Source organism: Cellvibrio sp. KY-GH-1 (assembly GCF_008806975.1).
Lineage (GTDB): Bacteria > Pseudomonadota > Gammaproteobacteria > Pseudomonadales > Cellvibrionaceae > Cellvibrio.
Genome location: NZ_CP031728.1, coordinates 2,517,709 through 2,531,197, shown reverse-complemented (window position 1 = coordinate 2,531,197; position 13,489 = coordinate 2,517,709). Strand labels below are relative to the sequence as shown.

General features: G+C 45.3%; 6 protein-coding genes. All 6 read left to right on the top strand.

Annotated features, from left to right (window positions below):
* Window positions 1-130 precede the first annotated feature (130 nt).
* The 6 genes from D0C16_RS10965 (at window position 131) to D0C16_RS10940 (ending at window position 13,471) form a co-directional block, all read left to right on the top strand.
* Window positions 131-2,029, top strand: a complete 1,899-nt coding sequence (locus D0C16_RS10965) for an endo-1,4-beta-xylanase (protein ID WP_151032425.1) — start codon at window positions 131-133, stop codon at window positions 2,027-2,029.
* 100 nt (window positions 2,030-2,129) lie between these two features.
* On the top strand, window positions 2,130-4,190 hold the full coding sequence (locus tag D0C16_RS10960; RefSeq protein WP_151032424.1) for a cellulose binding domain-containing protein: 2,061 nt from the start codon (window positions 2,130-2,132) through the stop codon (window positions 4,188-4,190).
* 73 nt (window positions 4,191-4,263) lie between these two features.
* Entirely contained in the window at window positions 4,264-6,252 is a 1,989-nt protein-coding gene (locus tag D0C16_RS10955; RefSeq protein ID WP_151032423.1) for a non-reducing end alpha-L-arabinofuranosidase family hydrolase, read from the top strand.
* Between the two features lie 215 nt (window positions 6,253-6,467).
* A complete protein-coding gene (locus tag D0C16_RS10950) occupies window positions 6,468-8,168 on the top strand; it encodes a cellulose binding domain-containing protein (RefSeq protein WP_151032422.1) in 1,701 nt (566 codons plus the stop codon).
* A gap of 1,409 nt (window positions 8,169-9,577) precedes the next feature.
* Window positions 9,578-10,813 carry a PIN domain-containing protein gene (locus D0C16_RS10945; RefSeq protein ID WP_151032421.1) on the top strand — a complete coding sequence of 412 codons (1,236 nt, stop codon included), beginning with the start codon at window positions 9,578-9,580 and terminating at the stop codon, window positions 10,811-10,813.
* Between the two features lie 318 nt (window positions 10,814-11,131).
* Window positions 11,132-13,471, top strand: coding sequence for an AAA family ATPase (locus D0C16_RS10940; protein ID WP_151032420.1), 2,340 nt, complete (start codon window positions 11,132-11,134; stop codon window positions 13,469-13,471).
* Window positions 13,472-13,489 lie beyond the last annotated feature (18 nt).

Genomic DNA, 13,489 nt, shown 5'->3' with positions numbered 1-13,489 from the left:
CTCCCGTTGTAAATCAACAGTTCACACGCCCTGTGTGGCTGTAGTCAGTCCTGAATTGGCCCGGTCTTTGGACCGGGCATTTTTCAGCGCAACGCGAGTTATTTTATGACCACTAGCGGAGATAAAAACCATGAATCACCCAACCAATTCCAGCCGGAACAGTGGCGGAGTCTTTAAACGCAGTTGCAGCTTTGTCGCGGTAAGCGCGGCACTGGCGATTGCATCACAGGCTGCAAACGCCGCTTGTACCTACAATATTGATAATCAATGGGGTAGCGGTTTTGTTGCGAGCATTACCGTAAAAAATGACACAGCGGCGGCGGTAAGTAACTGGAGCGTAAATTGGCAGTACGCCAGCAACCGTATGACCAATGGTTGGAACGCAAACTTCACGGGTAGCAATCCATATACTGCAACCAATTTGGGTTGGAATGGCAGCATCGCGCCGGGCCAATCCATTTCGTTCGGTTTCCAGGGCAACACCAACAGCGGCACTGTAGAGCGCCCAGTGGTTAACGGCACCCTGTGTGGCGCCGCACCAGCGACATCGTCTTCACGTTCAAGCGTTGCAGTGACTTCTTCCAGTCGCTCAAGCGCTGCGCCCAGTTCTACTCCGGCTACCAGCAGTTCACGTTCCAGCGCACCAGCGACTTCTTCATCGGCATCCAGCTTCTCTGTGCCGGCGAACAACTTTGCCCAAAACGGTGGGGTTGAATCTGGCTTGACCAACTGGGGAACTACCGCAGGCACCGTTACCCGTTCAACGGCTGATAAGCACAGCGGTAGCGCAAGTGCATTAATTACCGGCCGTACTGCGGCGTGGAATGGGTTGACCTTTAATGTAGGCACGCTCACCAATGGCAACCAATACGAAGTTAATGTGTGGGTGAAATTGGCACCGGGTACTCCTGACAGCGTACTGACCCTGACCGGTAAGCGCGTAGACGATAGCGATACCTCTACCTACAACGAATACACGCGTGTTGCGACTGTAACTGCATCAGCGAATGAATGGCGTTTGCTGGAAGGCTATTACACTCAATCGGGATCAACGGCTTTCCAAAACTTCATCATCGAAGCGACTGATACTACCGTCAGCTACTACGCCGATGATTTCGCGATTGGCGGTCAAGTGACGCAAGTACCAAGCAGCAGCTCACGCAGCTCTAGCAGCGCCGCGTCTACCAAAAAATTCATCGGTAACATCACTACTTCTGGCGCAGTGAGATCAGATTTCGCTAACTACTGGAATCAAATCACCGGCGAAAACGAAGGCAAGTGGGGCTCTGTAGAAGGTACGCGTGATGTGTACAACTGGGCACCGGTAGATCGTATTTACGCCTACGCTCGTCAACATGGTATTCCAGTAAAAGCGCACACCTTTGTGTGGGGTGCACAATCACCATCCTGGATTAACAACCTGAGTGCAACCGAGACTGCAGCAGAGATCGAAGAGTGGATTCGCGATTACTGCACCCGCTATCCGGACACGGCGATGATCGACGTAGTGAACGAAGCGGTTGCTGGACACCAACCAGCGGGTTACGCGCAAAAAGCGTTTGGTAACAACTGGATTCAACGCGTATTCCAATTGGCTCGTCAATACTGCCCGAATTCAATTTTGATTCTGAACGATTACAACAATATCCGTTGGCAGCACAATGAATTTATTGCACTGGCCAAGCCTCTCGCACAGGGCGGTTATATTGATGCAGTCGGTTTGCAATCGCACGAATTGAAAGGTATGACCGGTGCTGCTGTTAAAACCGCAATTGACAATATCTGGAATCAGTTGGGTGTGCCCATCTATATTTCTGAATACGATATTGGCGATACCAATGATCAAGTGCAGTTGCAAAACTTCCAGGCGCACTTCCCAGTGTTCTGGGATCACCCACACGTTAAAGGCATCACCATTTGGGGTTATGTCAATGGCAGAACCTGGATCGAAGGTTCGGGCCTGATGACCGATAGCGGCACTCCGCGCCCCGCCATGACCTGGTTGCTGAATAACTACATTAAAAAGTAGTACGCAGTAGCATTCAATACGGCTCATAAAAATGGATTTTTATGAGTCGTACAAAAAAGTCAAACACACCCCACCTTAATAAAAAATAGGGAGAATTCCCATGCGCTCTTACCATAAGACACGCGCTCGCGCTTTCGCTCGGCTCGTAAAAATGTCCAGTGGCTGTCTCGCATTCGCCGTTGCATGGAATGTGAATGCCGGTTGCCAGTACCAGGTTACCAATCAATGGTCTAATGGCTTTACGGCAGCGATAAAAATTACCAACACTACCAGTACGGCGATTAACGGCTGGGCAGTAAATTGGCAATATGCAAGCGACAATCGCATCAGCAATAGTTGGAATGCCAATGTTTCAGGCAGTAATCCGTATTCAGCAACAAATTTAAGTTGGAACGCCAGCATTCAACCGAGCCAAACTGTTGAATTTGGTTTTCAGGGCACCAAGGGTGCGGCAAATGCAGAAGTTCCTGTGCTCAATGGAGCGCCCTGCGGCAATGTAACGCCGGCTTCTTCTGCTCGCTCTTCTACACCGATTTCATCTGCTGCTGTTTCATCTGTACGATCTTCAGTTTCATCTCTCGTTGCATCCTCTGTTGCGCCAGTTAGTTCAAAATCTTCCAGCAGTCTGGTGGCTTCATCAAAAAGTAGTAGCTCATCCTCGGCAGTGAGTTTAATTGAAGCGAGCAATCCCAATATTTGGGCAGATGTGCCCGATCCTTCGGTCATTCGTGTCGGCAACACCTATTACATGAGCAGTACCACCATGCACATGAACCCCGGCGTTCCGATTATGAAATCTACCGATCTGTTGAATTGGACATTGGTGAATTACGCCTACAACACGCTGGGCAGCACCAGCGCATTGAATTTGGAAAGTGGGCAAAATGCTTACGGCAAAGGTTCCTGGGCGAGCAGCATTCGCTACGTGGATGGAATTTTTTACGTGAGTACTTTTTCCTACACCACTAACAAAACCTACATTTACAAAACCACCAATATTGAACAGGGCCCCTGGACTGTGTCTGCTTTAAATGGCCTGTATCACGATTGCTCGCTGTTCTTTGAAAATGGTCGCGCCTTTTTGGCCTATGGTATCGATGATATAAAAATTATCGAACTGACGGCAGATGCCTCTGCGATTAAGTCCGGTGGATTAAACCAAACGATAATTCCTAAATCCTCGGCGGTAGCCGGTACCGATTTTATTGTGCGCCCTGAAGGTACCCACCTGCAAAAAATCAATGGCCGCTATTACGTTTCGTTAATTACCTGGCCATCCGGAAAATCACGCACGCAATTAATTTATCGCGCGAGCAATTTAACTGGGCCTTATGAAGGTCGTGTGGCCTTGCAAGACCAAGGTGTAGCGCAAGGTGGTTTAATCGATACCCCAACAGGTAACTGGTATGCCTATTTGTTCCGCGATTCCGGCGCAGTGGGCCGCATTCCCTATTTGGTTCCGGTGAGCTGGCAAGACGGTTGGCCGGTAATGGGAGTGGGTGGCAAGGTTCCGCAAAAATTGGGCTTCACGGTAGAAAACAAAGGCCTCGGTGGAATAGTAACAAGCGATGAATTTAATCAAGGTGCACAGGGTTCTTCTGTATTGCCACTGCAATGGCAATGGAACCACAACCCGGATAATTCAGCCTGGTCACTACTGGCTCGCCCCGGCTTTATGCGGCTCACCAACAAACGCACTGCCAGTAATTTTGAAGTTGCGCGCAACTCTCTCACCCAACGCACCTTTGGTCCGCAATCGTCTGCACGCATAGCGATTGAAACCGCGGCCATGAAAGACGGTGACTACGCCGGTTTGGGCGCATTGCAATCGCGTTACGGCTTTGTCGGCGTGAATAAATCCAACGGCAACAAATCCATTGTGATGGTGGATACCACGTCCGGCACACCACAAGAAATTACGCGCATAGGTTTGTTCCAGGACCGCGTGTATTTCCGCATCGATATGAATTTCCTTAATCAAACGGATCAAGCGAAATTTTATTACAGCCTGGATGGCAATAATTGGACGGTAATTGGTAACACCCTGCGCATGACTTACGACCTCAAGCATTTTATGGGGTATCGCTTTGCGCTGTTTAACTACGCCACCCAGTCCACCGGTGGTTATGTGGACTTTGATTACTATCGAATTAATCCCTAAAGATTATCGGCTCGGTCAACAAAACAACAAGTTTTATAAACTCTAGCGAACTCTATTAACTACGGAGAAAAGTATGAATAAGCAAAAATACTCCGCCAAATACCTGCCGCAATTTTTGCAAAAAAGTTGCCTGGTAATTGGCTTGGGTGCAGGCCTGCTTGGTTTTAATCAAATGGCATCTGCTGCCTGTACTTACACCATTGATAGTGAGTGGTCTAACGGTTTTACCGCCAGCATCACTATTAAAAACGACACAAGTGCAGCGATAAATAATTGGAGTGTTAATTGGCAATACAGCGCGGATCGTATGACCAGCGGCTGGAATGCCAATTTCAGCGGTAGCAATCCGTATACCGCAACCAATATGTCCTGGAACGGTAGTATTGCCGTTGGCCAATCGGTGTCGTTTGGTTTTCAAGGAACCAAAGGCGGAATTTCTGCTGAGCGCCCGGTAGTCAATGGTAGCGTGTGTGGTGGTAGTGTCGTGGCAAGTTCCGCTGCACGCTCAAGCGTTGCTCCCAGTTCAGCGCCGCGTTCCAGTGTTGTACCCAGTTCAGCACCGCGTTCCAGTGTTGCACCCAGCTCAAGCCCTGCAACAAGTTCACGCGCGAGCAGTGTTGCGGTTTCATCGAGTGGCTATTCAGTTCCGGCAAATAATTTTGCGCAAAATGGCGGAGTTGAAAGTGGTTTAACAAATTGGAGTACTACGGCAGGTACGGTAACTCGTTCTACGACGGATAAACGTAGTGGATCTGCGAGTGCGTTAATTACCGGGCGTACTGCTGCATGGAACGGAATTACCTTTAACGTAGGTTCGCTCACCAATGGCAATGAATACGATGTTGCTGTGTGGGTGAAACTTGCACCGGGCACACCAGACTCGGTAGTTAGCCTCACTGCAAAACGTTTGGAAGATTCTGATACGTCTACCTATAACGAATACACTCGCGTTGCTACTGTGACTGCTTCATCGACCGAGTGGCGTTTGTTGCAAGGCTACTACACGCAACTGGGCACCACTGGCTTCCAGCATTTTATTATCGAAGCAACTGACACCAGTATCAGCTATTACGCGGATGATTTTTCCATCGGTGGACAAGTTACCCAAGTATCTAGCAGTTCCAGTAGTTCGAGTGCTAGCAGCTCGGGTCAAGTGTGTGATTTAAAAGCTCCTTTGCAATGGGTTTCTACCGGGCCGTTGATCAGCCCAAAAAATGCAAACTGGAAATCCATTAAAGATCCGTCAGTGGTGAAATACAACGGTACCTATCATGTGTACGCGACCTACTACGATACCGCTTACAAATCCATGTACACCAGTTTCACCGATTGGAATAACGCTCAAGCAGCGCCGCATGTTTCTATGAACGGTACTACCGTAGGTAATAGCGTTGCGCCACAGGTGTTTTACTTCCGTCCACATAACAAATGGTATTTGATTACCCAGTGGGCTGGTGCCTATTCAACTACCGACGATATCAGTAAGCCGAACTGGACTGCGAAAAAGAAATTGCTGCAAGGTGAGCCATCTGGCGCGTTGGATTTTTGGGTAATTTGTAACAGCACGCATTGTTATTTGTACTTCTCGCGCGATGACGGTGTGCTCTACATGTCTAAAACCACCATTGGCAATTTCCCCAACTTCTCCGGTTATTCAATTGTGATGGAAGATCATCGCGGCAACGGCAACCAATATTTATTTGAAGCACCGAATGTGTACAAACTCGATGGACAAAATAAATATTTATTAATGGTTGAAGCATGGCCAAGTGGTCCGCGCATGTTCCGCTCATGGACCTCAACCAGTTTGGATGGCCCATGGACAGCGCTGGCGGATACCGATGCGAATCCGTTTGCCGGTAATCGCAACGTGGAGTGGCCAACCGGTAAATGGGCTAACGGTATTAGCCATGGTGAATTGATTCGTTCTGGTTACGACGAACGTCTGACTGTTGATCCTTGTAATTTAGAGTTCTTGTATCAAGGTGAAGCAGGTCCAAGCCCGGACGGTAATTACAACACCATTCCTTACAAACTTGGTTTGTTGCGCCTGAAGAAATAATTTTCGCGGCTAGCCACTCGTTACTTCCCCGCTTTGGTAGATCCAAAGCGGGGATTTGACCTTCACCAACCGACGAGTTTGTTACTTGTTTGTGCTCGTCAACGAATAAGAATAACAATAAAAAAATAACTATCGTCAGCTAACCCCAAATTCGGTATCGCGATCATTTTCTCGCTGTCGCGATTGTTTAATGTCCCCTGTTAAGGAGAAAAACGATGAACTTATTAAATTGCCGCGGTCCGCAGCGGTTGAAAAAAAGTGAACAACCATTACTAAATTTTGCGATGGGTGCTGCGCTTGCCGTGCTGGCACAAACGGCATCGGCTGCTTGTACTTATCAAATTGATAACGAATGGAGCAATGGTTTTGTTGCCAGCATTATTATAAAAAATGACACCAACGCCACCGTCAATAATTGGAGTGTGAATTGGCAATACCCTAACAACCGCGTAACCAATAGTTGGAATGCCAATGTAACAGGTAGCAACCCGTACACCGCAACTAACATGAGTTGGAACGGCAGCATTGCAGCGGGGCAATCGGTTTCGTTTGGTTTTCAGGGTACTAAAAACGGCAATACGGCCGAGCGTCCGCAAATTAATGGAACCCTCTGTTCAGCGGCTCCCGTAAGTTCTGTTGCAAGTAGTTCACCGGTAAGTTCTGTGCGTTCAAGTTCGTCAGCTGCCGTTGTGTCTTCATCACGAATGAGTTCATCGGTTGCATTAAGTTCATCGTCGCGCCCCGCTTCATCGCTGGCTGCATCATCTGTTCCGACCGGTGCTCGTAACGCGATTACCGTGCGTGCTCTTGGCACAACAGCGACCGAATCCATCACGCTCAGCGTAGGTGGTACTGAAGTACAGTCCTGGACGCTGAGCACCGTCATGACCAACTACACGGTAGAAACGGCTCTGTTAGGCGACGTGGTTGTGACCTTTGCCAATGATGATGGCGGCAATGCCGATGTGCGTATCGATTATGTCAACGTTAATGGCGTAACCCGTCAAGCAGAAGAGCAGACAGAAAACACTGGCGCTTGGGGTAATAACCGTTGCGGTGGCGGTGCGCCCAGCGAATGGTTGCATTGCGAAGGCTACATCAATTTCGGTAGCGTCACTGGCGAGCCACGTTCAAGCAGTTCGGTCGCGTCGAGCAGATCTTCGGTCTCTAGCAGTTCGTCGACTGGTGCCGGCTCTGCTGGCTGTGGTGCACCGGCTAAATTAACCAATGGCCGTCGTACCATTAGCGTTAACGGTTTGAACCGCGAATACGTGTTGGATATCCCGAGCAACTACAACCAGAACAATCCCTACAAGTTGGTCTTCGGTTGGCACTGGCGTGGTGGTAGTGCGAATGATGTTGTGGGTCAAGGCTACTACGGTATGAAAAGCCTCTCTAACAACACTGCGATTTTCGTGGCGCCTGATCGTGCCGCCGGTACTGACGGTTGGACGAATGAAAACGGCCGCGACATTGCTTTCTTGAAGTCGATGCTAACCCAGCTGAAATCATCCTTGTGTATCGACGAAAGCCGTATCTTCTCTACCGGTTGGAGTTACGGTGGCATGATGTCATTTGCAGTAGGCCGCGAGTTGCCAACTACCTTCCGTGCTATCGCGCCTGTATCCGGTGCCTTCTTGACGCCTCATGTGGATAGCGGCTCAGCGACGGCGGCCTGGATTGCGCACGGCAATAACGACACAGTGGTAAGCCAAAGCTCTGGTGCTCAAGCACGCGATGCTTATCTCAAAGCTAACGGTTGCTCTAACACGACTGTGCCTGTGCAGCCATCGCCTTGCGTGGAGTATCAAAACTGTGCAGTAGGTAAACCTGTTGTCTGGTGTTCGTTCAACGGTGGGCATTCGCAGCCGTCATTCTACAGCTCTGGAGCATGGAACTTCTTTAATCGGTTCTAATTGCAATGGTTTGAATGCAACAATAATAAAAATAGCGCTCTTATTTATTAGTCAGTTTTAACGTTGTTTTGTTTGTTCATCAGGTTTGCCCGGCCAATGCGCCGGGCTTTTTTTTCGATTTTTTTTGAGGGGGTGTGAATGGGTAGGGTGGTAATAGGGTGTAATTTGCGTTGGCACTGGCTTGTAGGATAGTCTTTGATTGGTTGTTTGTTGGGGGTAAATCGGTGGTTGTGGGTTGAGACCGGTCGCGTAGACTGAGTTAACGAATTGCAACAGTTTGAAGGACAGTAATGTGCCCAAAGCGGAAGTTGAGATTTTAAATTTGATTGGCCATATATTTCCGAATTTATTGAGCCGTATATCTACAGATTATCTTTTTCTCAATTTAACCTTTTGATGGATAGGTATATTCTGGTTATTTAAAGTAGCTGGCTTTTTTAAATATATGGCCTAGGTTTTTGAATAAACTGTTATAGAACGGAAGCCCGCACATGACGGCCAAAATAACCACAAGCACAGTTTTTGGGTTGTTGCTGCCTTAGTTATATTTTTTCATCACTGACACGCATTCTATGAATCTCTACCATAGTGGTGCGCTGATAAAAGAAGCTACTCAAGCTGGTGAAGTTGAATTATTCATAGAGTTTCATGGCTGGCAACAATCGTTATTTATTTACATTAAATCGTTTTTTGCGTGTTTCTTAGTGGCTTTCGCTATTTGTTCCGCAAACAATGTAATAGCAAAAAGGCTAAGGGCTAAGGGCTAAGGGCTAAGGGCTAAAAATCTATAACACGTCGCGACAGGCTTGCAAACTTTGTTTGCTGGACGCATTGAAAGTTGCGCATTTGGCGAATTACTGCGCAAAGTTTTTTGCAATGCGCAACTTACAACGCGCCCCCGCTCTCAACGTTAAATCAATTGGAGAATCGTATCATCACTAAACAAGATCAATTTAATTCATACGGCACCCTAGTAACAATTGCTTCATTAATACTAATGGTTATCTATTCGTCTGATGATTATGACCTATGGGATTTACTAATATCGCTTATGGGTATTGGTTTCTCAAGTGGATACCTTTATCAAAAAGTATTTTTCGATCTGGCAAGTAAAGCGCTAGGGTCATTAATACTTTCATGTAGTCTATATATTCTTTATAAATCCATTCTAAGTATTACCGACTTTCCTAGCGTCGAATTGACTTTAATAATATTAGGCACGGCAATAATTTCAATAATTGCCGGTAAGCTACCACATGCTTAACAAGCAAAGGTAGCATCGCCTTACTGCGCTTCGCGCCTCCATTTGACAGTTTGTAGGAGGCGAAATTATCGCAATGCGCTACCTGCAAACTGCAAACTGCAAACTGCAAACACAACGTTAAATTTCCTGTGAGATAAAATGCACGATGAGCGAAAAAAAACAAAATTCGAATAAAGAACAGGTCATCTTTGCGCTAGAAGAGGCCTTTCCTGATGCTGAAGGTATTTTTACAGCGCATTTCAAGAAGTTGAATGATAGTTACGAAAGTGCGCTGATTGTTTTCGATACGAATGTTCTTCTATTGCCTTATTCAATGGGAAACGAAGGTCTCGAACAGCTAAAGGGTTTATATAAGCAGCTTATAGACGATGACAGGTTTTTTATTCCTAAGCGTGTTGCTAGAGAATTTGCTAGAAATAGAAACAAAAAATTGGCTGAAATATACAACTCTGTTCTCCAAAGAAAAATTGGAAAATCAAAAAACAATTTAAACTATCCAATTCTCGAAAGTTTAGATGAAAAGAAAGAACTGGATGCAGCTTTTTCTGAGTTAGAGAATGTAGAGAAGAATTATTATAAAGCGATCGATAAGCTTGCTAGTACAATACGCTCATGGGAATGGAGTGACCCCGTTAGCTCAATATATTCAGAACTATTCAACCCTAATGTATTGATTGAACACGCAAAATCAAAAGATGATTTAGTTAAAGAGCTTGAAAGACGGTTTTTACTACAGATCCCTCCCGGTTACAAGGATTCTAACAAAGATGATGGAGGAGTTGGAGATTTAGCTATTTGGCTAAGCTTACTCGAGTTGGGAGCAAGAAAGAAGAAGGACATTATTTTTGTAACCGAAGATATAAAACCAGATTGGTGGAATCAGTCAAATGGTTCAGAGTTTCTTCCTCGATATGAATTAATTGACGAGTTTAGGAGAGAAACCGCGGGTAGTACGCTTCATATAATACGACTATCTAAGCTCCTAGAGATATTTAAAATGAAACAAGAGCTCATCGAAGAGGCACTTGTTGCGGAAAAAAAGAGAAAAGAAAGGTTTAATAAATTATTTCAAGCTATGCGCGAGCGAAAGAAGAGGGAAGCGCTAAGATTTAACTCTCTTGAAAAAGAGGAAAAAATTGCAGAAATGAAGGCTTGGTTCTTTTCCAATTATGAAGATCCCGCTCAGAGTTGCCCGTATGAAACGCGAGAAGGTGGATACCAGTATATATGGGGCGGGCCATATGATGCGAGAGAGGAAATAGAAGGTGAGTTTTCTGGCGTTGTTTCAGATGAAATTATTAATGAAGTTGTAGATGACTTAGAAACAATATGCTGGGAATGGTCTGGTGTGCCTGATGAGCACCCGGAGGATGAGCATTAAAATTTAACAAGTCAAAGCGCTCGGATGTAGCTAGCGCTTCTTCGGATTCTTAATCGTTAAGCAATCAGTTGGATTAATACCTGGAAGCACAAGAATGGACAATGCCCGAAAGATACTGCGGCAGCTATTTCGAGAAATGGCATGGCCGTTATGCGATGTGATTGGCCTGAAACCATTTCAAATGTATCCAGATCGACTTAGTTGTACCCAAAGCGGAAGTTGAGTAACAAATTTTAAGATACTTAATAGGAATTTTCTAATGGGGCCCAAATCTATATTGGCTAACATAATCTGTATTAATCTAATGCAGGGAAGTATATGACTATTCTCAGATTCAAAAAAATAAAGAACCACCGTATATTCCGTGACTTTAGTTGGCCTAGTGGAGACATGTTGCCGAATTTTGCCAAACATAACGTTATATATGGCTGGAACGGGGTGGGTAAGACCACTCTCTCTAATATTTTTAGACTAATTGAACGTAGGCAAGCAATTACAGAAGGCGAGATAAGCCTGTTGCTTGAGGGGGATATTACTCTCCAAGGCGAAAATTTTGGAAGCGATACTCTTCCACCAGTTAGAGTGTTCAATAGGGATTTCATAAGTCGTAGTGTTTTTGAGCAACCGAATGAACAATTACCTCCTGTCTATTATCTCGGTGAAGATAGTGCAGATGCACAGCGTCAGATTGAGGAGCTAAAAACACAGTTAAATGCAGTTAATACCCAGATTTCAGAAAACACTCGTGATTTAACTAACGAAAACTCTGCAATTGAAAAATTCCGCACTGATAAAGCCAGAGTAATTAAGACATTGCTTACCGCTCCCGGTAGTGCCTATAACAATTACAATGCAGGTAGCTTTAGAGCTCGAGCTGATGAGTTGTTGGTTGGTGCTTTAGTAGCGCCATTGAGTGATGATGCTCGCAATGAAAATATAGAGAAAATTAGATCATCTGCAATGGATTTAATTGATCGGCCAACTCAAAATTATCCTGATTTTAAACAACTAACTACATGTGTAAATGAAATAATTGGTCGCTCGATCGTTTCAACTGTTATTCAAGAGCTGCAAGAAAAGCCCGCAGTAGCCAAATGGGTTAGTGATGGTTTGGTATTACATAAAGGTAATCCAAATTCGCAAATCTGCCACTTCTGTAAACAAACGTTGCCACTTAGTCGTATTAATCAACTTGATGGGCATTTCAACGATGCCTATTCTAATTTTCTACAAGAGTTAGATCTGCTTATTGCGCAGGTAGATGGCTACATTGATGTGGTTTCCAAAACTACGTTGCCAGCAGAGGGTTTGCTTTATACAAATCTTCGCCAGAATTATATTGAGCAAGTGAATATTTTCACCTCTAAGTCCTCGCAAGTATCTGTGTACTTATCGTCATTAAAAAGTGCCTTGATTGCTAAAAGAGGTCAGCCTTTCAAAGTTTTGAAGTTAGAGACGTACTTTACTTCATTGCCGGCTGATTTAACTTGGGCTACCCTTGCAATAAGCCTTATGCAGGTCTTTTTGTCTGTAGCAACAGAAGCGTTTGTTGCAACCGGCAAGGCGGCATTTGATACAGCTTGTTCCATAATCGATCAACACAATAATTTCACATCGAGCTTTCAAAGTCAGCAAACGGAAGCAAGGCGCGCATTAGAAGTCAATGAGGTTGCTATTGTTCTGAGCGAATATAGGGCAATGCTAAATTCTATTTCCAACCTTCAAGAAAGCAAAGATTCAGCAATGCTAACTCAGCGTGAGTTAGCTGTGAGCGTCACTGATCTTGAACGCTCTATTCGGCAACATCAGCCCGCAGCGGAAGAGCTCACTAGAGACATGACTGCTTATCTTGGCCGCAACGAGCTTGAATTTGTGCCGCATGAAACTGGATATGAAATAAAAAGACGTGGTGAGCCTGCTTTGCATTTAAGTGAGGGGGAGCGTACCGCAGTAGCATTTATCTACTTCCTTAAAACACTGCAAGACACCAGTTTTGATTTGGCAAATGGCATTGTAGTCATTGATGACCCAGTTTCGAGCTTGGACTCCAATTCACTATATAGCGCCTTTGGATTTATGAAGGAACGCATCAAAGATGCAGGCCAAATTTTTATATTTACTCACAATTTTACTTTTTTCAGGCAAATAAAAAATTGGTTTGGATATATCGGGAAAAGTCGCCCCAACAAAGTTAGATTCTACATGCTAAAAAGCCATTTTCAAAATGGTGAGCGTTCGGCGTATTTGACAATGATTGATGAGCTGCTTAAGAAATATGAGTCTGAATATCACCATTTATTTAGTGTTGTTATTCAAGGTGCGACTCAATCGGATGCTCTTCCCATGGAGACATATTACCCATTGCCAAATGTCGTTCGCAGATTGCTTGAGGCATTTCTAGCATTTAAAGAGCCAGGAAAAACAGGGGAGTTATCGCAGCAACTACGGGATATAAACTTCGACATATCTAAAAAAGAAAGAATAGTGCGTTTTACGAACACATATTCACATCATGGTTTGATGCCTGAGCCAGCGCACGATATGTCTGTACTGGCTGAAGCCCCTTTCGTGGCTCAGGATGTTTTATTGCTTATTGAGCAAATGGATAGAAGTCACTTTGATAGCATGTGTTCGTTATGTAGTCTAAATGGTAGTTAGGTTAGGCTGCCATGCACA